The following is a 24,006-nucleotide window of genomic DNA, read 5'->3' as shown; positions in this document are numbered from 1 at the left end:
CAAATACTTGGATGTTTCAGAAATAATCCCTATATTTGCCCAAACAATCTAAAAGAGCTGAAGCGGCAACGCTCATTTGACATATTACATGGAGGCTGATAAGTATTGTTATAAGAAATTGTTCTCTTGACAAACAAGTATATATGGAGGAGGAAGAGACACTTCTTGTCGCAAACATATGGAACGTAAAACAATAAGGTCATGGATGATTTAAAGAACTACGCAAATGATGACATCGTAATTTCTGAAATTGCAGAAATGACGGATAAGGATTTTGAAGAAATTGAGAATGCAGATTGGGATTTGATTTATAATTCTCTGGAACAGGAAGAGCAAAGACTTCTTGATGAACTAGAAACAATAAATCAAAAAAACAAGAATGTCGACGCCAATGAGCAAGTTTTTAACTTGGCAAACGAATGCGAAGACATTGTGATAGACAGTATTTTGGGGCCCTTCGGTCTCTCTAGAGCCATGTTTAATGATAAAGATGGTGGTGCAGTGACAACCCAGCATAATGCCGAAAAAGATATTTTTGCAAAAGATAGTGAAAAATTTAATAGAGAAGATTACGATTTTACGGCTAGACAAAGAGAGAAGATAAAAAGTGAAAGAAAAGTTAATGGACAGGATAAGGATCAATTAACAGGCAGAGAAACGACAAATCCTCATGTTGACCATTTTTTCTCCGCAAAACAATATCATAAAAAGGGAGGTTGGATGCAGAATAAAGAAAAAAGAAATAAGTTTGGTACAGATAAAAGAAATTTAAACGTTGTCGATGGTTCCTTAAATGAATCATTAGGAGAGAAAGATAAATACGATTATGAAACTCAAAAAAGTAGCCGAAATCCAGAACTTACAAATAAAGAAGATCGAGGAATGGACAATCGGCGTGTTAATGCAGCTCAAAGAAGGTCTGATGAAGCCGTTAAAGAACACGAGCCTACAACCAAAGAAAGGATTATCTATCATGGTCAAGAATTAGGTAAAGAAGGAGCGAAAGCTGGACTTAAGTTGGCCTTACGCCAGGCTTTAGGTTGTGCATTAAAAATAATGGTAGAAGAGAGTTTTTTGATTATTAAAGATGCAATAAAAAAGTATAAAGAAGGGACATTGGAGGGGTTCCGATCCTTTATCTTATATATTATTGAGGGCTTGAAAAATATTCGTTATAAAATTCAAAGTCACATAAAGGAAATCGGTAATTCTGCCTTAGAAGGCGGAATATCTGGTATCATTTCCACTATTGTTACATTTATAATTAATAGTTTTATAACAACCGTAAAACGCATAGTAATAATAATTAGAGAAGCAACCCTTTCTTTAGGAAGGGCCGTTAAAGTACTATGCGATAACTCCAAGCCAATGGAGGAAAGAATGCAGGCTGCAGGGAAAATAATATTTGCAGGCATTTCAACTTGTATAGGCATTTTCCTAACTGAAGCCATTTCAAAATTCTTATCAACGAATTTACCCATTTTAGGCTCTATGTCTGATGATGTGGCAAATGTGTTGGTTTCAATTATTGTAGGTCTAGCGGGAATACTCATTACTTATCTTTTTATTCAGTATAAGAACAATCAGATGCGAGAAAACTCTTTAGCTGAACGTAATACCAATATGGATAAGATAAAAGAATTGTCGGATTATTATGTGCATGTATCTTCCGCCAAAGTTGATGTTGCATTATTTGGAACATACCAATATATGTATTCCTATATAAATAGTTTTGTAGAAGTTCAAAAAGAACGGCAGGAGATTGAAAAGATTGAAAAAGAACATAACGAAGAGATGAATTCGACATTAAAAGAAATCGATAAAATCCAGAGTGAAAACGAAATAAAATTATATAATCTTAGAAAAAGTATAAAGAAATGAATAAAGAATTATTGCCAAATCAGAAAGAACCCCCAAAGTCTCTTGCAGATTTACAGAAAGAACTTGCAGGACTAGAGAAGAATGTTTCTACCATCAAAAGTAGTATATCAACCTTACAGAATACGATTTATAATGGAGGGGCTGATATAGAAAAGGTTGGCAACATCTTGGGGGCAAATTGGGCACCTCCATCAACGAATTCGGTAAAAGATGCTTTGATATCAATTAATACAGATTTTACTAGTTCTTTTCAGAATACATCCAAGGTCATTGGTCACCTTAATGATAATCTTTCCAATACTCTGATTATTATTAAAAACATGATCATATGTATGGGAATAATAACATTTAATCAGCGAAGAGATAAAAGAGCAAGTGAAAAAGCTGTTAAAAGGTTAAATGATGTAACAGAAAAGATCAAAAAGGGTGAAATAAGTATTTCTGAATTAATTGATATATTTGCCGAGAATGTAGAGGCCGAAGCAAAAGAGTACCAGCAGCTTGAGGAGGGGCTATCTCTATTGCAGTCAGAATGGCAAAATACTCAAAAAAAAATAAATGATAAACTTCAGACAATAATACATGAAGCTGAGTCATTAGAAAAATCCCATGATTCATATATTAAAGACCTCAACGATAAGCTATCTGTGACTATTACAGATATCAAAAAAAATCAAGAAGAAGCATCTTCGTTATTGAAGAATGAACAAAATGAATCACTAGATAGAATAGAGAAACACATTACTGATTCTCTTGCCGAGATAAAACGATCATCCGAAGAATTAGTTAAGGCACAAGAGGAATTTGTTTCTCAGATTAAAGAGCAAACAGCAATTGCATTATCAGAATTTCAGAAAGAAGCAGAACATAAAACTGCGGAGATTCAAGAGCAGACAGATGGCTTTATAGAGAATCAAAATGCTATTTTTGAAAAGATGAAGAAACAATTGGCAGTTTATAAGATCGTCTCAATAATCGCATTGGCAATCTCATTAGCATCATTGTTTTATACCATCCTGATTTAATCCTGATAAGTTTTTGGGGGGCGGACACAAAATGTCTGCCTCTCTTTTTATCTTTGCAGCCAGAAACATGAAGCAAAGGTAATATGAAAATGGAATTAATTCGAAAATACAATGAATATTGTCCTTCCATAGTATTATGGGGCAGTGTCGTTGTTCACAGAGATCCATTGCCTCCAGAATTAATTAAACTTGGCGTCATTGTTCCATACTCTAACTCTTATAAAAAATATCTAGACTCGGAAGAGTGGAAAGATGTCGATATTCCTGAAGGTTATTCTATATTTCTATTTCCAAAAGATATCTGGGACAATATAGATAAAATGGCTGAGCTTTTATTGAACCTAGGAATTATCTGTAGGCCCAAGTATCAGATAAGAATTGTTCCCTTAGTAACAAACCACGAATTTGATACTGGAAGAAGAATAGTTTATGTGGAAGTAACTAAAGATGGAATTAATTATAAGAGAATACCACACTTTTTTAATGAATTCCTTCATGTGGTAGAAGATCCCAATAATCTGATTGGGAAATTTGTTGAAGAGATGGAGAGTATTAGTAAAAGTAAGGAATCGAATAATAAAAATTAAAGTGCTATGAGTAGTATTATTGTTGTTGATTTAATTTGTCCCAAATGTGGCAGTCCTGTCGTGTGGTGTAATGGTGGTGATATAATTTACGACTCATCACAGTTTAAGGCAACTTGTCCTTCATGTGGTTATGAAGACTGGGCATCAAAATTTTCTATAGATAAAGGAAAGATAAAATGAAAATAAAAAAAGACCCACTCCCTATTTCTAAGATGAATAGCCAGTTCTTCATGCTTCAATTCATTCAACCTGGATATACCCAGGAATTGTCAAGCACAACAAATTGGATGAAGCTTTGGAGGAACATCACACTAGAACTCAATATGCAAATAAAAAAACTGTTTATAATGAAAAAGAAGAGCATAATCCTTTGTGTATATAAAAATAATAACTATCTTTGCCACAAAAATAACTGCCTATGCAACCTAAAATAAGAAAATGCCTCTACCTGATTAATCTGCTGGAGCGGAAAGGTGCAATGACTCTGAAGGAGATAAATGAGAGTTATCAGTACTCTTCTATATATGAAGGTGATGATATTCTACCTCGAACATTTCTGAGATATAAGGATTATATTGAGTTAAATTTCCCTTGTTATATAGAGTATAATACCAGAACGGGGAAAAACGAGTTGCATCGCAACAAAGGATTCTATGGTGAAAACGATTCTCTATTTGACTATCTACTCTCAGCCTATCATATTGAAGGTATGACCGAACTAGCCCTGAAACATCGCGACAAGATTATGCTTACAGAGGCTCCTACTGGAGTAGAGAACGTGCAGATAATACTGGAAGCCATTGACAAAAATAAAGGTATAGAGTGCGAGTATTACTCGTTTAACCGACAAACGGTTAAGCATCAATTACTTATCCCTTACTTCCTACGCACATGGGAACAGCGCTGGTATCTGGTGGCAGAGCCTGATAATCATCATCATGGCATTTCAATTTTCGCATTGGAGCGAATGGACAATATCACATTGACAGAGGAGAAAATGGCCCCTACTAACGATATAAGTGTTGAAGAGTACTTTGACGGCAGTTTCGGAGCCAATCACTCTGACGAACAAAAGCCTGAGATAATAAGGATAAAGGTTTACGGACAACAGGTGGAATATGTAAGGACACTGCCTATCCACGAATCACAAAAGGAAGTTGAGATCAATCCTGAATGGAGCATTTTTGAATACAGGCTTGTTCCATGCTTTAACTTCTATCAGCAGCTTTTATGGCATAGGGAAAAGTTGGAAGTTTTAGAACCGCAGTATGTCCGCGAAGAAATCAAGGCGGCAATACAGAAAATGCTTGAACATTATAACGACTAATCTTGCCGTTAACGTTGGTGCGATAGTGCATTTTGTAAACAATATTACACTATTATTTCAGCATTTTAAGGAGTTGTTTGTCGGAGGCTTGGGGGCAGATGGTTTGCATGTGGGCGAAGATGCGCTGGAAGGATTCTTCGGGAGTGCGGGGGCACTGGGTGGCAGCGCGACCATAGAGGCGCTCGGGTGTGGTGAGGAGCGACCAGCCCCAGCCGTACTCACGACCGTGACGGTCGAGGGGATACACAAAATCTTCGGTAACGATACGGGTGGCCATCTGCAGGCGGGTAACGTAGCCATCGAACTTACTACGCATCTTAGGACCGGTGAAACCGCACTGGCTGCGCAGCTCGCGGGTAATCAGACTGCCCTCCTGCTCTAAGGTAAAGAGGATAGCTTCATCAATACTGCCCTCCTGGGGCGCTGGATACTTGCTGCGGCGGTAGTTACAGAAATCGGGCCACCACTCACGACTGATAAAGCCTGCCTTGCCAGCAAAGAACTTACCATACACATGATGCCCCTCGGTGATGATGCTACCCTTCCACTTCCACAGCGGCCAATCCCAACCGCCATCGCTGAACACTACATAACGACAATCGTCAGCTACAATCTCTTCGGCCGAGAAACCACGAATACCACTATCGAGCAAGGGCAAAAAGCCAATGCTGCTAATCAGCTCAGTAAGCTGCGCGCTGTTATGTACTTCGGGAAACATCATACGAACATTAGTTTTAGGGAATGAAAAAAGCTCCCGTAAAAACGGGAGCTCATGTTTTGTAGTCGATAGGGGAATCGAACCCCTATGCCAAGATTGAGAATCTTGTATCCTAACCATTAGATGAATCGACCAGCATGTCAAATTATCGACCAGAATGTCAAAGATGTTGTAGTCGATAGGGGAATCGAACCCCTATGCCAAGATTGAGAATCTTGTATCCTAACCATTAGATGAATCGACCAACATCGACACGCTCTCGTGGAGACTTCCTGAGGCGGAAGGAGGGGGATTCGAACCCCCGGTACGGGAACCCGTACGGCAGTTTAGCAAACTGCTGGTTTCAGCCACTCACCCATCCTTCCAAAGGACCTTAGAGTACCAAACCTTGGGGCATCTCCTCGATTGCGGGTGCAAAGGTACGACTATTTTTTGAATCCTCCAAATTTTTATTCGACTTTTTTTCGAAAAAGTTATTTGAAAGCTACCACTTGGGTAAGCGTTGAGTCGAGATAGAAGGTGTTCTGCAAAGTGTCGCCTTGATATAAGTATCTCATTCTCAGATAGAACAGATCGCCAGCGGGTGCTTGAGCATACTGAATGCCGCTTTTGAACAAGGGTGCACCATTTTTTCGCATTTTTGCCACAAGTGTGTCGTTAATGTGACGTGTGGTGCCCAAATCGGCAAAATCAACACCCGAGGTCTCTACCCCATCCTGCATATTCTCGGCCACAAAATCCTTCACCGTCTGCTCGGCGGTGTACTGCTTTCCGCACGAAGCGAAAAGCAGCCCACCCAAGCAAAGGGTTATATTTATAATGTACGCGCGCGTATGCATCATTTCTGCGGAATGTTTTTAAGTACATCAAGCAGATGATCCCATACCATCTGTACGGTTGGAATGAGCAGACGCTCGTCGGGGGTATGCACATAGCGCAATGTGGGACCGAAGCTTACCATATCCAACTGTGGATAGCGCTCCGAGAACAGACCGCACTCCAAACCAGCGTGGATACCACGAACCACGGGCTCCTTACCGAACAGTTTTACGTAGCTCTCGCGAACAATCTTCTGAAGCTCTGAGTTGGCCTTCATCTTCCAAGCGGGATAGCCGTCGCCCGATGTGGCCTCGGCACCTGCCAACTGGAAGGCGGCACGGATGGTGGCACACATATTGTCGAGGTTTGACATGACGTTACTGCGCTGGCTTGACAGAATCTCGATGGCATTCTCGGAAGAGTGGATGCTGGCGATGTTAGATGAAGTCTCGACCATACCGCCGAGCTCCTCGTCCTGACAGATGGCGTAGATGCCATTATCAACAGCCTGAACAGCCCAAACAAAGTTCTTGGCTACAGCAGGGTCGATAACAGGCTCGGCATCGGTGCTCTCCATACTCCAAACCATCTGGGTGTCGGTAACATGGAACTCGTCCTCAACCTCGGCTGCAAATACATTCCAGTCGGCCTTTACGTTCTCCTTTACATCATGAGGTACGGCAATCACGAACTGACCATCGCGTGGGATGGCGTTGTGCAGCTTACCACTATGGAACTGAGCGAGCTGGATGCCCTCGTAACGGTTCATCTCCTGATACAGGAAACGAGCGAGGATCTTGATGGCGTTAGCGCGCTTCTTGTTGATATCATCACCTGAGTGACCACCAACCAGGCCCTTGAGCTGGGCTTTCATGAAGAAGCTACCCTCGGCTGCCTGCTGGCGCTGGAAAGTGAACTTGGCTGTGGTGTTACGACCACCGGCGCATGATACGAAGATTTCGCCCTCGTCCTCAGAGTCGAGGTTGATGAGGTAATCGCCAGTCATGAAACCAGCCTTCATGCCCTCGGCACCGCTCAAGCCAGTCTCCTCGTCGCGAGTGAACACGCACTCGATAGGACCATGCTGGATATCATCAGATGCCAAGATGGCCAGCTCGATGGCACAACCGATACCGTCGTCGGCACCCAGTGTGGTTCCCTCGGCTGTGAGCCACTCACCATCTACATAGGTCTTGATGGCGTCCTTATCGAAATCGAACTCTACATCAACCAGCTTATCGCACACCATATCCATATGGCTCTGCAGGATAACGGTCTTGCAGTTCTCCATACCCTTGGTGGCGGGCTTACGTATAATCACATTACCGGTTTCGTCAACTTTTGTATCCAGATTGTGGCTCTCGCCCCATGATTTCAGATACTCGATCATCTTCTCTTCGCGCTTAGATGGACGCGGAATTTCGTTAATCTTCGCAAATTCTGCGAACACAACTGCAGGTTTTAAATCGTTTTTATTCATTATTAATGCTTTTTTTGTTTGATTTCGCTATAAAATGCTTAACTTTGCAGCCGCAAAGATATAAAAAATGATTGAGACTCTACTCATAACCACGTTAATAATTGCTATATGCATGGCATTTTTGCTCGTAAAGGTGCTTTTAAAGCGCAACGGCGAGTTCTCATCGCAGCACATTCACGATTCGCAGGCGATGAAAGACCGAGGTATACACTGTGTGATGGACCAGGATCGCGAGCTTCGCACCAAGAGTCCGTTTGCTGTCTCGGAGAAGTAAAAATTGAAAATTCAAAAAATAATAATTAAAAACAGAAAATGAAAAAGTACATTTTTCCAGCACTGGCCATCGCAGCTATGATGGTATCGTGCAACAAACAGAGTCCTAAGATGGACGATCAGCCCGCTGCTGCTAGCGGCGAGGGTATGAAGATTGCTTATGTAGAGGTTGACTCGCTGATGACTCAGTACAACTTTGCTAAGGACTACAGCGTAACCCTGCAGAAGAAGAGCAACAACGCCCGTAACACTTTGAACCAGAAAGGTAATGCCCTGCAGGCTGCTATGGCTAACTTCCAGCAGAAGTTGAACAACAACGGTTTCCAGAGCCGTGAGCAGGCAGCAAGTCAGCAGGCCGCTATACAGCGCCAGCAGAACGACCTGCAGGAGTTGCAGGCACGTTTGGAGAACGAACTGGCCAGCGAGACAGCTAAGTTTAACGAGGCTCTGCGCGACTCACTGCAGAATTTCCTGAAGTCGTACAACGAGGATAAGAAGTTTGACCTGATCCTTTCGAAGGCTGGCGACAACATCCTGATGGGCAACAAGAAGCTGGATATTACTCAGGACGTCATCAACGGTCTGAACAAGCGCTACAAGCCAACTGCTAAGCCTGCTGCCGAGAAGGCCGAGGAGAAGAAGGCTGAAGAGAAGAAGGCTGAAGAGAAGAAGTAATTTTTGGTAATACTTAATAAAAAGAACAGGAGCTCCGCGATTGGGGCTCCTATTTTTTTGTGTTATGGAATAAGCAGCGATGAATCGCCGTAGCTGAGGAATCGGAAATCGTTGGCCAGCGCATAATCGTAGATCTTATGCCAATCGCCCTTTACAAAGGCGCTTACCAGCAACAGCAAGGTGGATTGTGGCTGGTGGAAATTGGTTACCAGCATTTTTACGATGTGATAGTTGTAACCGGGGGCGATGATAATCTGGGTACTGCTGTGCAGCACTTCGAGACCGTGGGCATCCATCCAGGCACCAAGGGCTGTAAGCGACTCAACGGTGCTTACCTGGGTATCGGTATCGTATGGCTCCCACTGGTTTACATGCAGATCGTCCTCAGATGCCTCGGGGTTCTGCATCACCTTCAGTCCCATATAATACAGGCTCTCGAGTGTACGCACGCTGGTGGTACCTACGGCAATGGCACAGCCATCGTGAGCCAGCAACTTGCGGATGGTGTCGCGACGAACCGAGATATACTCGGTGTGCATCTCGTGCCCCTGAATCTCCTCGCTCTTGACGGGCTTAAAGGTTCCGGCACCCACATGCAGGGTGAGCTCCTCGCGCTCGATACCGTGTGCATCGACGGCTGCCAGCACCTCGGGGGTGAAATGCAAACCTGCAGTAGGTGCAGCCACACTACCCTTGATTTTTGAGTAAACGGTCTGGTAGGTAGTCTTGTCGCTCTCCTGGGTTTCACGATTCAAGTATGGTGGAATGGGCAGTTCGCCCATGGCATCGATAATCTCGGCAAACGAGAAACCACCGGTCCACTCGAAATCGATGCGGTGCGAGGTGCCGTGGATAGGACCACGGGTAGCTGTAACAACCACCTGCTGACCCTTTATCTCGATTTCGCGACGAAGCGTGCCTTCCTTCCACTTCTTCAGATTGCCCACCAGGCAATACCACGCACACTTCTCGGATGTCTGGAATATCAGTTCGTAGTCCGAAGGCTGGGCAGGCTCAAGCAGGAACACCTCGATGAGGGCACCTGTATCCTTGCGGAAATGCATACGTGCCTGGATAACCTTGGTGTTATTAAACACCATGAGAGCACCCTTGGGCAGATACTCGGGGAGGTTATAGAATACATCGTGACTTACCTGGCCCTGACGGTAAACCAACAGCTTAGAGTGGTCGCGCTGGGCAATAGGGAATTTAGCAATACGCTCATCGGGGAGCGGATAATTATAATCGCTGATACGAATATGTCGTGGATCGGAATTCATATAATACAAGCTTTAATAAATACAAAAACTAATGTTAATACAAACACGCCTACAGGCCAGTTGCAGTCTAAACGGCGATAGCAGCCCGGGGTGTATTGGTCGGGATTTAGATTACGAGGTGTGTACATGCCCCGGGTAATACGACCATAGAGGAAATAAACACCTGTGCCTACTGCCACACCCCACAGCAGGCCTACCATGATGTCGCCTGGGAAGTGAACACCCAGATACATGCGGGTCCAGCAATTAAGGAGCGACCAGATGACCAGTGCGATTGACAAACGGCGACTGCGCACCATCCAGATAAAATACACAGCAATGCTCATGGTGTTGGCTGCATGCGATGAGAAGAAGCCATACTTGCCGCCACGATAGCCATCAACGATATCAACCAGCGTGCCAATCTGGGGATCGTGTGTGGGGCGCCAACGGGCCACAAGGGGTTTTACGATTTCGTCGTTAAGCGTACCTGCTATCAGGATGCACAACCCAGCACCCAGCAGCACATACAGCAAACGGCGGAAATTATCGTTATTCTTCATCACCATATAAAACAGCGACAGATAGAGCGGTATCCATGTAAGACCGTTGGTAAGCATGCGCACCATACGGTCGAGGAACAGCGAATCGCTGCCGTTAACGGCCAACAATAACTCGCGGTCGAAATCAATCAACGTCTCAAACATAGGGTATTAAATCATTTCTATTTTCTTACTCTCCAGCCAACCTTTCTTTCCGTCGGCCAAACGTACCTCGCGCCAGTTCTTCATCGAGCTGTCAGTAATCACCACCTTGGTACCCTCGTGCAGGATAAACAGGTCGGTACCGTTCTGGGCAGGCGTGCTCTTGACGGCTACCGATGGGGCTATAACGATGGCACCCTGACGATACAGCAACTGCTGGCGCTGCTGCCAGGCAAAGAAATTGCTGAACACGAACACCACCAGCAAGGCGATGCCGCCAAAGAAACCTAACTTCTGCACCCATACACGGGCCGAGAACAGGTAAACCAGGAACAGCACGATAACGATGGCCAGCGACACAAGGGCCATACGTCCCCACCCGTCGACACTCATCAGATTCACCAACGAGCGATACCAGGTAACGAAGAACATCTCGCTCTCAGGCACAATCTTATCGATGGTTTTAGAGCGGGCCAACTGCAGGTTAAAACGGATGTCGGCATCGCCTGGCGAGAGCAACAGGGCGCGCTCGTAATTAAGCACGGCACGGGTGATATTCTCGGTGCGATAGTAGGCATTACCCAGATTATAATACAGTTCGGCCGAAGCACCCTGCTTAAGCATATATTCATAACCCTTGATGGCCTCCTGATAATTGCCGTTGATATAAGCGCTATCAGCCTCGGCCTTGGTAGCAGCCTGGGCAGCCATAGGTGCCAACAGCAGTAACAATACCAAAGTAGCGGCTTTCTTACTACCCTTCTTCATCACCTCCTCGATCTTCTCGATGGCCAGTATGGCCTTATCGTAAACCTTACTCATATTTCCCTTTGGATCGCCTGGGGCATAACGCTCGAACTCGCACTCGTCGATAGCACCGATAAACTTATCGATGATTGACTGATGCACGCCACGATCGGCCAGCTTCTGACTAATGTTATCGTGCGACAACTGGGCCACTGGGATATTGAGCTTATCGCCCACATAACCCCACAGGGCACGCAGCACCTCGTCGTAGAACTCGTTTGGCTTGTTGTCGGTCATCAGGCGGGCTGCCAGCTTCAGGCGCTTGGTGGCCACCTTGTTGGCCTTCTTACCACGCATCTTGGTAACATTGGCGTTATCGATGGCACGCTGACGGAAGATAACAAACAGCGTGATAAACACCACTACCAGCGCAGCGATGATAATCCAGTAAGCAGTTGAGCCGAAGAAGAAATCGTTGGTGAGATGCTGATCGGCATCGCCTGTCTTGATAAAGCGGATATCCTTATTCAACTCATCGACATCCTCCTGACCAGAGAAATCACTCACCGAAGCACTACCAGAGCCCTTGGCCACATCGAGATGGAAGCCCTCGCTCTTTACCGTTTCGTAACGCTTGGTGGCGGTGTCGAAATAGGTAAACTCAACGGGTGGAATATCGTACTGCCCCTGATGGCGTGGTACAATCAGGATATCGTAAATCTTCGAGCCCTCCAGTCCGGCTGTGGTCAGCTTGGTCTGGTCGGTCACCTTGGGCTCGTACTTATCAAAGTCCTTAGGCAAGTTCAATACAGGCTCTTTGATGAGCTTGAGGTTACCTGTACCACTCACAATCACACGCAGTTTGATAGGATCGTTGGCCTTGGTCTCTGTCTTATCGAGCTGGGCCGAGATATTAAACTTACCTACTCCACCCGAGAATGTGGCTGGGCGCTGTGGCAGCGGATCAACCTGAATATCAATACCAGGAGCCACAATCTTTTTCTTCACCTCTACGTAGCCTGAGCCACCGTTGAAGAATGCCTCGAACGGATCCACATTACGATTCTGCTGCACCACGATACCCTCGAAGGTAATCGACGGAATCTGCAGTTTACCAGTGGTTTGTGGGAACATCACATACTGGCTCCAGGTGCAGGTGCGATATGGACGACCATTGACCGTCTCGATCGAGAACGACTTCTGCTGTGGCAGATCCACCTCCTGGGTATAGAAGCTCTTCAGGTCGGGCATATCGCCACGCAGCTGGGTGAGCTGTACCAGTGTATAAACCTTATAGGTAAGCAGGATGGGCTCCTGCTCGTAAACACGCTTTTTGTTGGCGCTTACCTTGATAAACAGGTCGCTACCCGAGATACGACTACCGGCATCGCGCATCTCAGCACCATCGTCGCTATTCTGGCGCGAGCTAGAGCCTGAGCCCGAAACCGAGCCCGAAACCTTGATGGTGAGCGATTTTGAGGTAATCTTCTTGCCATCTACCACCGCATAAGCTGCAGGGATGGTAAACGTACCATTCTTGGTAGCTGCTACTATATAAGTATAAGTAATAGACGAGGTTGACGAGGTGTGACCATTAATCATCTGATAGCTCGACTGCATGGAGCGGTTCGGGCCAATGAGCACCTCGAACTCAGAGGGGATATTACCAGCACGGAAATCGGACACGTTCTGTGTGTTGACCGTGTACGACAACCGGAACTGCTCGCCCACCGCAACATGCGATGGTGCCGATGCTGTTAATGTTTGGGCCACGGCCAGAACCGTGGTCATTACCATTGCTATAAATATCGCTATTCGTTTCATTACCAATTCTTTAATACATTCCGACGCTGCGGCTTCTGCTGCTGTTTCTTCATCTTGTCCTGCGTCATCTTCTCGTTCTGGATGGCGGCATTCAAGAGCTGCTCGGCATTGTCCTTACTCATCTGAGGCTTCTGCTGCTGTTGCTGCTTGTCGTCTTTCTTATCTTTGTTCTGATCTTTCTGATCGTCCTTCTTCTGATTGTCTTTCTTCTGATCGTCCTTGTTGTTCTGATTCTGCTGCTGGTTCTGGTCCTGCTTCTGTTTCTGTTTTTTGCAGAGAACCAGGTTATAGCGGGTTTCATCGTCGTTAGGATTCAGGCGCAGAGCATTCTTGTAAGCCTCGATGGCCTCGCCGTACATCTTATGTGTCTGACAGATCACACCCATGTTATGATAGGCGGCAGCCTTACGCAGCGGGTTGGTCTCGATACGGGTGGCCTGCTCGAACTGCTGCACAGCAGACGAATCCTTCTTCTGAGCCATCAGCGCATTACCCAGGTTATAAGCTGCCTGCGGATTCTTGGGATTTTTTTCTACGGCCTTACGATACGACACCTCGGCCTTATCGTACTGCCCCACACGGAACTGCTTGTTACCCTCGCGGATATACTGGCGATCGGTCTGGGCGCTGGCTGTAACAGCCACCAGCAATAAAGCTACGGTAGCAGCGGCTTTCTTCTTAGAACCGAAAAGCGACAAACGCTTAAGCAGCGGATTGCGACGGTCGAAGATGCAAATCTCGAGAATGAGCAGCAGCAATGCCAAGATGGCTACAGCCTGGAACTGCTCGTCGAACTCGCTGTAAACGGTGCTGGTAGTCTCTTTCTTAGCCAGCTTTGAAAGCTCGTTATCCAACTGGTCCTGAGCAGCACTGTTGTTCTCTACATGGATATAGGCACCGCCACCAGCCTGAGCCACCTGGCGACACATATCCTCGTTGAGGGCCGACATCACCGTGTTGCCCGTATTATCCTTCATATAATCGCCTGTACCGGGAATGGGGATAGGCGCACCTTGGGTTGAACCGACACCCAGCACATACACACGCATGCCGGCTTTCTTGGCAGCCTCGGCAGACTCGAGTGCCCCACCCTCGTGATCCTCGCCATCGGTAATCACTATGATGGCCTTGCCAATACCCTCTTCCTGGGTAAAACTATGGGTAGCCATATCGATGGCACGGGCAATATCAGTGCCCTGGGTAGCCATCATCGAGGGGTCGATGCTGGAGAGGAACATCTTGGCCGACACGTAATCGCTGGTGATAGGCAACTGAACGAAAGCGTCGCCAGCAAACACCAGCAAGCCAATCTTATCGTTGGTGAAGTGATCTACCAGATTCTCGACCATCATCTTACTACGGTCCAAACGGCTGGGCGTGATATCCTCGGCCAGCATAGAGTTACTGATATCCATCGCAATAATAGTCTCGATGCCGGTACGCTGCTCGTTACTGATCTTGGTGCCGAACTGCGGACGGGCCAGCATAACAACCAGCAATGCCAAAGCACCCTGCAGAATCCAGAATTTTACTGCGGGGCGGAAACGAGACACATCGGGCATGAGCGAACGCAACAGCTTGGGATCGCCAAACTTACGCAAACGTTTCTTCTGATTGCGATACGTGAGAAAGCGGATGATGGCCAGTACTGGTATCACCGCTAAGAGATAGAGATATGTAGGGTCAGCAAATCTAAACATAATTACGGTATCCTCCTAAATATAGTTACACGCAGCAGAATCTCGAGCAACAGCGCCAACACAGCCACAAGTGCAAAAGGCTGGTAGGCCTCGTAACGCTTGCTGAAGGTCTTGACGTTGAGCTTCGACTTTTCAAGCTGGTCGATTTCCTTATAGATTTTACGAAGTTCGTTGGTATTGGTGGCGCGATAGAAATCGCCCTCGGTAATGCTGGCAATCTCGCTCAGCGTCTTGGTATCAATCTCAACGGGCACATTCACATACTGCACACCACCGGCCACAGGCATAGGATAAGGTGCCACCTTATTGGTACCCACACCAATGGTATAAACGCGGATGCCCAGACTCTTGGCAATCTCGGCAGCGGTAGATGGCGAGATATCACCACGGTTGTTACTACCATCGGTAAGCAGAATCACCACCTTGCTCTTAGCCTTCGAATCCTTGAGTCGGCTCACGGCATTGGCCAGTCCCATACCGATAGCGGTACCATCCTCGATGAGTCCGCGGGCGGCGATATCGGTACGCACATTCTGCAGCAGGTTCAGCAGCGAGGCATGATCGGTGGTCATGGGGCACTGGGTGAACGATTCGCCGGCAAAAATGGCCAAGCCGATATTATCGTTGGGGCGACCAATGATAAACTCAGAAGCCACCTGCTTGGCAGCCTCGATACGGTTAGGGCGCAAGTCCTCGGCCAGCATACTGGTAGATACGTCCATAGCCAGCATGATATCAATACCCTCTACGGTTTTGCTATCCCACGAGTTACGGGTCTGAGGGCGAGCCAGCACCATGACTATCATCACAAATACCAGCAGTCGGAGCAGCATGGAAAGGGGCATAAGCTTAACCTTCCAGCTTTTTGGCGCATAGCGGAAGGCAAACGTATCGCTCATCCGCAGCGTGGGCTCGGTTTTCTTTCTGTACATCACATACCATATAATATAAGGTATGATGAGCAGAAGCAACAGCAGATATTCTTTATTGGCAAATTCCATTTGTTCTGTTTTAATTCAATAACTGATAAAGGGTGTAAGCCACAAAGCCGAACAGACCGGCGCATACCACCGAGATAAGGGTGATGACGGTTTTGAGCAGGCGGCGCGACTTCTGTGTACGCTGATCCTCCTCAGAGAGCTGTGGTTTAACCTTTTCTTCTACAGGCTGATTCTCGAGCTTGGTCTGATTAATGAAGTCGATGGCGCTCACCAGATTCTTATCGTTCTCGTTGATAAGTGTAGAATACTTGGCGAACTTAACCAGGTCGGCAGTCATAAACAGCTCGCGCAACTCGTCGAGTGCCTTCTGATCCTGCGAGGCGGTGAGGCGTTCGATAATCTCGCTACTGGTCATCTCCATCGCATTGAATCCGTAACGCTCCTCGATATATTTACGCAGGGTATCGGTAAGCTTGGTGTAGTACTCCTTCGAGTTCTCCGAAGCCACCATCTTATCGGCCTTAATCTGCTCAATCTCCTGCATGGCCTTCTGATGTGGCAGCAGGCGCTTAACAATGCGGATATGAGTGATGATGGGCTTGTTGTCGCGCAAACGCAAGTACAGATAGTAGCACAAAGCCAACAGTACCAGCATGAGCACACTCAACCAGAATGGCAAGCTCCACTCGCTCCAAAGGAACGGGTTGTCCTGCACATCCTTAGGACCAAAGAACTGATCGACCTTGGTGGTATCCACATCGATGGTGAGCACCTTCAGGGCCAGACTCTTACTCTTATACTGCTTACCATCCACCTTAACGGTAAGTGGTGGCAGATAATAAAGGGTATCGTCGAACGAGGTGAGTGTGTACACCATCGTGCGGGCTTCGAATCCATCACCGATATCCTGCTTCTGCTCCTCGCACTTCAGCACCTCAACACCAGGTGTAATCATCTGTGTGGGCTGAAACTGCGGGAACTCAACCTTCTGACTGGGCTGCACATTGGTAGTGAGTCGCAGGTGAGTCTGCTGACCAACAAAGATCTGAATCGAGTCAATCTCAGCCTCGACAGATACTTGTGCCGAAATCAGCAGCGAATTGGCTATCAGCGATATAAGAAGAAAAATACGTTTCATTTAACTACGTTGTTTAAATAGCAGTAGCAACGATTTCACAAAGTCGTCGTTAGTGGCTATGCTCACATTGTCTACATTGCTCTTATTAAAAGTTTCCTGCAACTGGGCCTGGCGGGTTAACCAGTACTTCTGGTAAGCCTGACGCAGTTTCTTGGAACTTGTATCCACATACTGCTCGTAGCCAGTTTCGGCATCTACAACCTTCATCAATCCCACATCGGGCAACTCGCGTGCACGCTGGTCGTACACCTGGATGGCTACCACATCGTGCTTGCGATTGGCAATCTGCAACGACTGCTGGAAATTGCTACGCACATAGAAGTCGCTCAGGATAAAGGCTGTGGTACGACGTTTCTGGACACTCGACAAGAACTCGATGGCCTGCTTGATATCCGTACGTGTTGACTCGGGCTTAAAGTCGAGCATCTCACGGATAATGTACAAGATATGCTTGCGGCCTTTCTTGGGCGGGATGTACTTCTCGATCTTATCCGAGAAGAAGATCACACCAATCTTATCGTTGTTCTGAATAGCACTGAAGGCAAGGGTGGCAGCAATCTCGGTCACCATATCGCGCTTCATCTGCTTCTGGGTGCCGAAATCAAGCGAACCGCTGACGTCGATCAACAGCATCACCGTCAGCTCGCGCTCCTCTTCGAACACCTTTACATAAGGACGATGGAAACGAGCAGTCACATTCCAGTCGATATCTCGCACATCATCACCGAACTGATACTCGCGCACCTCGCTAAAGGCCATACCCCTACCCTTAAAGGCAGAGTGGTACTGACCTGCAAAGATGTTTGAGCTCAAGCCACGGGTCTTGATCTCGATCTTACGGACTTTCTTTATTATTTCAGAAGTTTCCACTATTCTCTATTCACTAATCACTATTCACTATTAAGGCACTTCAACCTTATTGATAATCTTTGAAACAATCTCCTCGCTGGTAATATTGCTGGCCTCGGCCTCGTAGGTAAGTCCAATACGGTGGCGCAATACATCGTGAGCCACAGCACGAACATCCTCGGGAACAACATAGCCACGACGCTTAATGAAAGCATAAGCGCGAGCAGCCTTAGCCAGATTGATGCTGGCACGAGGCGAACCACCAAACGAAATCATGTCCTTGAGATCCTTCAAGCCATAACGCTCGGGATAACGGGTGGCGAACACGATATCAGCAATATACTGCTCGATCTTCTCGTCGATATAAACCTCGCGAACCACGCTGCGAGCCTTCAGAATCTCCTCGGCTGTAGTTACAGGGGTAACGGTAGGCATCTCGCCTGTGATATTCTCGCGGATAATCTTCTTCTCCTCTTCGAGTGTAGGATAATCGATAACCACCTTGAGCATGAAACGGTCGACCTGTGCCTCAGGCAGTGGGTAGGTACCCTCCTGCTCGATAGGGTTCTGAGTAGCCATTACCAGGAATGGGTTAGGCAACTTAAAGGTCTGACTACCGATAGTAACCTGCTTTTCCTGCATGGCCTCGAGCAGTGCACTCTGCACCTTTGCTGGGGCACGGTTAATTTCATCGGCCAGCACGAAGTTGGCAAATACGGGGCCCTGCTTTACCTGGAACTTCTCGTCCTTCTGCGAGTAGATCATAGTACCTATCACGTCAGCAGGGAGCAAGTCGGGGGTAAACTGAATACGGCTGTAATCTGAATCGATTAACTGCGAAAGGGTCTTAATGGCCAATGTCTTAGCCAAACCTGGCACACCTTCCAGCAAAATATGTCCATCACTCAACAAACCTATCAAAAGCGAGTCGATTAGATGTTTCTGACCAACGATTACGCGGTCCATTCCACTCACAAGATTTGTTACAAATGCGCTTTGTTGTTCAATCCGAATATTTAACTCTCGGATATCAATAGCTTCTGCCATAATATTTATATCTTTAATTGTTTTCTAAATTTGACTGCAAAAATACTTTTTTTAAAGGACTTTGCCACACTTTATCAGTCTAAATAATATTAAAAAAGTTTCCCAAAACCTAAGTTTTAAGAAACTTTTTCATTATTTGCTGATTTAGTTGGCTGTTGCGGCCTTCTTTTTCTTCTTCAACTGCAATTTTGGAATTTTAATTTCCTGGCCAACCTTGAGTGGTGTAGAGGCTTTGATGTTGTTATATACCTCGAGATAACACTCCATATCGGGTCCCAGAACACGGCGTGAAATCTTTACAAGATTGTCGCCTTCCTTCACCTTTACCGTGCGGTCGGTACCTACAATACGATAGGCACCCAAGCGTACTCTTACGTCCATCGCGTTGTACTTATCGGCAATAGAATTTTTGGCCTCGGCCTCTTGCTTTGCCTTGGCTTCTGCCTCTGCCTTAGCTTTGGCTTTTGCTTCAGCGTCGGCCTTGGCTTTTGCTTCAGCGTCGGCCTTGGCTTTTGCTTCGGCATCTGCTTTGCCTTTAGCCTCTGCAGCCTTAGCTTCCTCGGCAGCCTTTGCTTCAGCAGCTTTGGTATCAGCCTCGCTAGCAGTCGGCTCAGCTGGGGCCTCGTCCACTACAGCTTCAATATCAGGAGCAGCCTGTGGCTCGGGAGCGGTTTCCTTCTGAACGTGGATCACAGTCTCACTGCTCTCATCAGGCAGGAAGTTGGCGTATGGATAATGGTTACCCAACAGATAGCCACAACCTAAACCAATGATACATGCCAGCAAGGCCAGTACCCATTTACCAGCCGACTTGCGTGGACGGGCTGTCTCAAACTCATATTCGGGCTCCTCGTTCTCTGGCTCTTCCTCCTCTACCACCTTCTTAGGTGCAGGCTCAGAAACAACCTCGTCTGTAACACCCATTCTCTTAAAAGCTGCAGCAAGCTCTTCGTCGGCAGTCATCTTGTGCTCCTCAACTACAGAAGCGGGCTCACCCTGAACGATTGGTTCGGGGCTCAGCCACATGTGTGCGCTCAGGAATCACTACGGGCTCGGGATCATCCTCAAGCATATCACGCAGCGACTCTTCGGTAATTCTTGTCTCGTCAGAAAGCTGTGTTACAACTGGCTTAACGGGCTCTGGCTCAGGAGCATAAACGGGTTCAGGCTCGGGAGCGTATACCGGTTCTGGTGCAACAACAGGTTCGGGCTCTGGGCTATAAACGGGCTCAACAACAGGTGCTGGCTCGGGGATTACCACAGGCTCGGGCTCGGGTGCTACTACTGGAGCTGGCTCGGGCTCAGGGATTGGCTCGGGTGCAGGAGCTGGTTTCTTGATGGTCTGGAACGAACTCAGGATCGACTGCAGATTAGAATTTGCAGCAGGCCGTGGTGTTTCAACCACCGGCTCAGGAGCTACAAAGGGCTCTGGCTCGGGAACAACCACAGGCTCTGGCTCAGGTATTACTACAGGCTCGGGCTCAGGAATTGGCTCGGGCTCTGGAGCAACCACAGGCTCGGGTTCTACAACGGGCTCGGGTTCAGCCTTGGGTTCTTCGGCGGGCGAAGCAACATAAGGTTCGATAACCCACTCAGGAATATCTTCATCGGCGATATCTTCCAGAACTTTTGGTTCTTCCTTTGGGCGAACTGTTGTCTCAGGACGAATAGTCATACCTAACTTCAGCTCCTCCTCGAGTTCATCATCGATATCGTCATCGAACTCATCATCAAGTGACATCATTTCTTCTACAGGCTCGGCTACGGGCTCTGACTCAGGAACCACAACTGGCTCTGGAGCAACAATTGGTTCGGGCTCCTCGTTGCCACCAAAGTCAACCAATGGCATAGCTGCATGATCATCGTCGGGAACCACAACTGACTCGGGCTCAGGAGTTACAACTGGTTCAGGCTCAACCACAGGAGCGGGCTCTGGTTCGGGAGCAACTACTGGAGTTGGCTCTGGTTCAACAATTGGTTCGGGTTCGGGCTCTACCACAGGCTCTGGTTCTGGCTCAACGATGGGCTCAGCATCAACTTCGGGCTCGGGTGCATCGGTGGTTGTGGTATCAACATCGTCGAAATCCACACCATCGTTCAGCACTACCGTCTCGAACTGGGCAAATGGCTTGTTTACCAGTTCCTTCAGCAGGGCATCGGGCACAAAGGTAATTTTACCGTGACCCTCGATCAGCACACGCTCGCCTGTATTTACGTTTACGCTTTCGCGATCTTCAACATCAATAATCTTGAACGTACCCAGACCTTTGACTTTAACCAGCTTATCGGTTTCAAGTCGCTGCTGTACGATATCGAACATAGCACTTACAAACAAACTTGCATCGCGTCTGTTCATCTTTCTGCGCTCAACCAGCACATTGGCTAATTCTTGTATCGAAATCTTTCCCATCACTCAGCTCCTCCATTCTTTACACGTTCTTTCCAACTTACATTTGGCTTAAATGTAAGCACCAGTTTTGGTGGCACCAGCATGCGCTGTCCTGTAGAAGGATTTACCATGATGCGCTCCATCTTCTTCTTAACTTCGAATGTACCGAATGTAGGAATCAGCACTGAGTCGTCGTCCTGAAAATGGTCGCCCATCGCCTCAACTACACAATTCACAAACTGCTGGGTTTCATCAGCCGAATAACCCGTGCGTTGCGCCAATTCTGTGATAAAGTCTTTATTGTTCATATGTTTTAATGATTGTGGTTCCATATAAATCAAATTCTTCCGAATCTGTAATCAATACATCATAGAAGTTGCCGATGGTAAGTTTTGCCTCAGCTGCTGGTATCAGCACCTCAGGGTCAACTTCTGGCGAACAGAACTCGGTACGACCGATATAATAATCACCCTCACGTCGGTCGATAATCACCTTGAATACCTTTCCAACTTTCTCAGCCTCGAGTTCGGCGCTGATATTCTGCTGGATACGCATAATCTTATCCAATCGGCTCTGCTTTACATCCTCAGGCACATCGTCCTCGAAGTTGTCAGCCGAATAGGTTCCTTCTTCTTCTGAATATGAGAAAGCACCCATACGCTCGAAACGAGCCCACTTTACAAAGGCCTTGAGTTCCTCGAAATCCTCGTCGGTCTCGCCTGGGAAACCAACCATCAGGGTGGTACGGATATGAATGCCGGGCACCTCTTCGCGCATACGACGAACCAGCTCATAAGTCTCATCCTTAGTCACATGGCGACGCATACGGCTCAGCATGTTATCTGATACATGCTGGAGTGCGATATCGAGATACTTACATACGTTCTGCTTTTCGCGAATCACGCGCAGCAGATCCCAAGGAAAGTGTGTGGGATAAGCATAATGCAAGCGAATCCATTCTACACCAGGGATATCAGCCATCTGCTCGATGAGCTCAGCGATATGCTGCTTGCCATCCAGATCCACACCGTAATAGGTCAGCTCCTGGGCAATGACATTAAACTCCTTGGTGCCCTGACTAACCAGATAACGCACCTCATCCAGGATTTCCTGCATGGGGCGACTCTGATGCTTACCTGTAATCAGCGGAATGGCGCAATAAGCACAATGGCGATCGCAACCCTCGCTAATCTTGATATATGCATAATGACGTGGCGTAGTGATATGGCGCTTACCTTCGCAAGCGTTATACTCCTCGCCATTCAGGTCTTTCAAAAGCTTCTTATAATTAAATTTGCCGTACCAGCCGTCAACCTCGGGAATCTCTTTTTCCAAGTCGGCCAGATAGCGCTCAGAGAGACAGCCCATCACAAAGAGCTTCTCGATACGACCTTCGGTCTTGGCCTGAGCAAACTCCAGGATGGTGTTGATACTCTCTTCCTTGGCATCGTTGATAAAGCCGCAAGTGTTTACCACTACGATTTCACCCTGAGGGTCGTCGCTATCGTGTGTACACTGATAGCCATTGGCCTCCATCAAGCCCATCAGAGTCTCGCTATCAACCAGATTCTTTGAGCAGCCCAGTGAAATGATATCTATCGTCTTACTCATTGAACAGCGAATCTACAAACTGACGTTTATTAAACAGCTGGAGGTCGGTCATACCCTCGCCCAGTCCGATATATTTTACAGGTACCTTCAACTGATCAGAAATACCAATTACCACACCACCCTTGGCTGTACCATCAAGCTTGGTGATAGCCAGCGAGGTAATCTGTGTAACAGCAGCAAACTGCTTAGCCTGTTCGAAGGCATTCTGACCGGTAGAGCCATCCAGCACCAGCATCACCTCGTCGGGTGCCTCGGGCAGTACCTTCTTCATCACATCCTTAATCTTCTTCAGCTCGTTCATCAAGCCTACCTTATTGTGCAGACGGCCTGCGGTATCAATCAATACCACATCGGCACCATTAGCCTTGGCACTCTGCAGGGTATCGAATGCCACACTGGCGGGATCGCTACCCATCTGCTGCTTGATAACAGGCACACCTACACGCTCGCCCCAGATACACAACTGCTCAACGGCAGCTGCGCGGAATGTATCAGCAGCACCTAAGTAAACCTTCTTGCCGGCCTGCTTGAACTGCCAAGCCAGCTTACCTATGGTTGTGGTTTTACCAACGCCGTTCACACCTACCACCAGAATAACGTAGGGCTTATGATCGGCGGGCAAATCCCAATTATCATTATCATCCGAATTATTCTCGGCCAGCAGCTCGGCTATCTCCTCACGGAGAATGCGGTTAAGTTCAGAAGTGCTGACATATTTATCGCGAGCCACACGCTCCTCGATGCGCTGAATAATCTTCAATGTGGTATCTACACCCACATCGCTAGTGATGAGTACCTCTTCAAGATTATCCAATACATCATCATCAACCTTCGACTTACCGGCTACGGCACGAGTCAGTTTATCGAACACACTCGTTTTGGTTTTCTCCAAACCCTTATCGAGTGTCTCTTTCTTATCCTTACTAAAAAATCCAAATAATCCCATATTGCAATATTTTCGATTGCAAAGATAGGCATAATTTACGACACAACCAAAAAAAGAGGCCGCAAA

23 protein-coding genes and 3 tRNA genes are annotated in these 24,006 nt (G+C 47.0%); 7 read left to right on the top strand and 19 right to left on the bottom strand.

The window, feature by feature from the left end; all coding sequences use genetic code 11:
• The first annotated feature begins 201 nt into the window (after nt 1-201).
• The 5 genes from PRU_RS03945 (at nt 202) to PRU_RS03925 (ending at nt 4,820) form a co-directional block, all read left to right on the top strand.
• Nucleotides 202-1,881 (top strand): hypothetical protein, encoded by a 1,680-nt coding sequence (locus PRU_RS03945; RefSeq protein ID WP_013065034.1) that lies wholly within the window; start codon nt 202-204, stop codon nt 1,879-1,881.
• Entirely contained in the window at nt 1,878-2,906 is a 1,029-nt protein-coding gene (locus PRU_RS03940; protein ID WP_041385649.1) for a hypothetical protein, read from the top strand. Before PRU_RS03945 ends, PRU_RS03940 begins: the two co-directional genes overlap by 4 nt.
• 83 nt (nt 2,907-2,989) lie before the next feature.
• Nucleotides 2,990-3,493, top strand: coding sequence for a hypothetical protein (locus PRU_RS03935; RefSeq protein ID WP_041385647.1), 504 nt, complete (start codon nt 2,990-2,992; stop codon nt 3,491-3,493).
• 6 nt (nt 3,494-3,499) lie between these two features.
• Nucleotides 3,500-3,673 carry a hypothetical protein gene (locus tag PRU_RS16005; RefSeq protein ID WP_177168155.1) on the top strand — a complete coding sequence of 58 codons (174 nt, stop codon included), beginning with the start codon at nt 3,500-3,502 and terminating at the stop codon, nt 3,671-3,673.
• A 529-nt stretch (nt 3,674-4,202) separates the two neighbouring features.
• Nucleotides 4,203-4,820 (top strand): WYL domain-containing protein, encoded by a 618-nt coding sequence (locus tag PRU_RS03925; RefSeq protein WP_177168154.1) that lies wholly within the window; start codon nt 4,203-4,205, stop codon nt 4,818-4,820.
• Nucleotides 4,821-4,872: 52 nt separating this feature from the next.
• Here the strand turns inward: PRU_RS03925 and PRU_RS03920 are convergent, their stop codons facing one another.
• From PRU_RS03920 to PRU_RS03895, 6 genes are all read right to left on the bottom strand, one after another.
• Nucleotides 4,873-5,541, bottom strand: coding sequence for an AlkZ-related protein (locus PRU_RS03920; RefSeq protein WP_041385643.1), 669 nt, complete (start codon nt 5,539-5,541; stop codon nt 4,873-4,875).
• A gap of 59 nt (nt 5,542-5,600) precedes the next feature.
• A tRNA-Glu gene (locus PRU_RS03915) sits at nt 5,601-5,672 on the bottom strand.
• A gap of 38 nt (nt 5,673-5,710) precedes the next feature.
• A tRNA-Glu gene (locus PRU_RS03910) sits at nt 5,711-5,782 on the bottom strand.
• Nucleotides 5,783-5,816: 34 nt separating this feature from the next.
• A tRNA-Ser gene (locus PRU_RS03905) sits at nt 5,817-5,903 on the bottom strand.
• Between the two features lie 108 nt (nt 5,904-6,011).
• Nucleotides 6,012-6,380, bottom strand: a complete 369-nt coding sequence (locus PRU_RS03900; protein ID WP_041385641.1) for a hypothetical protein — start codon at nt 6,378-6,380, stop codon at nt 6,012-6,014.
• Nucleotides 6,377-7,837 carry an aminoacyl-histidine dipeptidase gene (locus PRU_RS03895; protein WP_013063528.1) on the bottom strand — a complete coding sequence of 487 codons (1,461 nt, stop codon included), beginning with the start codon at nt 7,835-7,837 and terminating at the stop codon, nt 6,377-6,379. Before PRU_RS03895 ends, PRU_RS03900 begins: the two co-directional genes overlap by 4 nt.
• A 67-nt stretch (nt 7,838-7,904) precedes the next feature.
• Between PRU_RS03895 and PRU_RS03890 the strand changes: the two genes are divergently transcribed.
• Nucleotides 7,905-8,111 carry a hypothetical protein gene (locus PRU_RS03890; protein WP_013064708.1) on the top strand — a complete coding sequence of 69 codons (207 nt, stop codon included), beginning with the start codon at nt 7,905-7,907 and terminating at the stop codon, nt 8,109-8,111.
• Between the two features lie 38 nt (nt 8,112-8,149).
• Complete coding sequence (locus tag PRU_RS03885; RefSeq protein ID WP_013064789.1) at nt 8,150-8,785, top strand: OmpH/Skp family outer membrane protein; 636 nt, start codon at nt 8,150-8,152, stop codon at nt 8,783-8,785.
• A gap of 62 nt (nt 8,786-8,847) precedes the next feature.
• Here PRU_RS03885 and PRU_RS03880 read toward each other — a convergent pair whose 3' ends face one another.
• From PRU_RS03880 to ftsY, 13 genes are all read right to left on the bottom strand, one after another.
• Complete coding sequence (locus PRU_RS03880; protein WP_013063431.1) at nt 8,848-10,065, bottom strand: S-adenosylmethionine:tRNA ribosyltransferase-isomerase; 1,218 nt, start codon at nt 10,063-10,065, stop codon at nt 8,848-8,850.
• Nucleotides 10,062-10,751 (bottom strand): phosphatase PAP2 family protein, encoded by a 690-nt coding sequence (locus PRU_RS03875; RefSeq protein WP_013064166.1) that lies wholly within the window; start codon nt 10,749-10,751, stop codon nt 10,062-10,064. The genes PRU_RS03880 and PRU_RS03875 overlap by 4 nt, the downstream gene beginning before the upstream one ends.
• 6 nt (nt 10,752-10,757) lie before the next feature.
• Nucleotides 10,758-13,319, bottom strand: a complete 2,562-nt coding sequence (locus tag PRU_RS03870; RefSeq protein ID WP_013065135.1) for a BatD family protein — start codon at nt 13,317-13,319, stop codon at nt 10,758-10,760.
• Nucleotides 13,319-15,019 carry a tetratricopeptide repeat protein gene (locus PRU_RS03865; RefSeq protein ID WP_013063327.1) on the bottom strand — a complete coding sequence of 567 codons (1,701 nt, stop codon included), beginning with the start codon at nt 15,017-15,019 and terminating at the stop codon, nt 13,319-13,321. Before PRU_RS03865 ends, PRU_RS03870 begins: the two co-directional genes overlap by 1 nt.
• A 2-nt stretch (nt 15,020-15,021) precedes the next feature.
• Nucleotides 15,022-16,020 carry a vWA domain-containing protein gene (locus PRU_RS03860; RefSeq protein ID WP_013063970.1) on the bottom strand — a complete coding sequence of 333 codons (999 nt, stop codon included), beginning with the start codon at nt 16,018-16,020 and terminating at the stop codon, nt 15,022-15,024.
• A gap of 10 nt (nt 16,021-16,030) precedes the next feature.
• Entirely contained in the window at nt 16,031-17,098 is a 1,068-nt protein-coding gene (locus PRU_RS03855; protein WP_013063579.1) for a BatD family protein, read from the bottom strand.
• Nucleotides 17,099-17,968, bottom strand: a complete 870-nt coding sequence (locus PRU_RS03850) for a DUF58 domain-containing protein (RefSeq protein ID WP_013064920.1) — start codon at nt 17,966-17,968, stop codon at nt 17,099-17,101.
• 30 nt (nt 17,969-17,998) lie between these two features.
• A complete protein-coding gene (locus tag PRU_RS03845) occupies nt 17,999-18,994 on the bottom strand; it encodes an AAA family ATPase (protein WP_013065531.1) in 996 nt (331 codons plus the stop codon).
• 144 nt (nt 18,995-19,138) lie between these two features.
• Nucleotides 19,139-20,020: a LysM peptidoglycan-binding domain-containing protein gene (locus tag PRU_RS03840; RefSeq protein WP_041385637.1), complete on the bottom strand. Its 882-nt coding sequence runs from the start codon at nt 20,018-20,020 to the stop codon at nt 19,139-19,141.
• On the bottom strand, nt 19,986-21,404 hold the full coding sequence (locus PRU_RS15215) for an HU family DNA-binding protein (RefSeq protein WP_013063925.1): 1,419 nt from the start codon (nt 21,402-21,404) through the stop codon (nt 19,986-19,988). Before PRU_RS15215 ends, PRU_RS03840 begins: the two co-directional genes overlap by 35 nt.
• Nucleotides 21,404-21,691: an HU family DNA-binding protein gene (locus PRU_RS03830; protein ID WP_013064518.1), complete on the bottom strand. Its 288-nt coding sequence runs from the start codon at nt 21,689-21,691 to the stop codon at nt 21,404-21,406. Before PRU_RS03830 ends, PRU_RS15215 begins: the two co-directional genes overlap by 1 nt.
• Nucleotides 21,681-22,994, bottom strand: a complete 1,314-nt coding sequence (gene rimO / locus PRU_RS03825; protein WP_013065118.1) for a 30S ribosomal protein S12 methylthiotransferase RimO — start codon at nt 22,992-22,994, stop codon at nt 21,681-21,683. Before rimO ends, PRU_RS03830 begins: the two co-directional genes overlap by 11 nt.
• Complete coding sequence (ftsY, locus tag PRU_RS03820) at nt 22,987-23,940, bottom strand: signal recognition particle-docking protein FtsY (protein ID WP_013064234.1); 954 nt, start codon at nt 23,938-23,940, stop codon at nt 22,987-22,989. Before ftsY ends, rimO begins: the two co-directional genes overlap by 8 nt.
• Nucleotides 23,941-24,006 lie beyond the last annotated feature (66 nt).

The sequence above is a fragment of the Xylanibacter ruminicola 23 genome (genome assembly GCF_000025925.1).
Lineage (GTDB): Bacteria > Bacteroidota > Bacteroidia > Bacteroidales > Bacteroidaceae > Prevotella > Prevotella ruminicola.
Note: the sequence above shows the minus strand (reverse complement) of the source record. Positions and strands in the feature narration are given on the sequence as shown.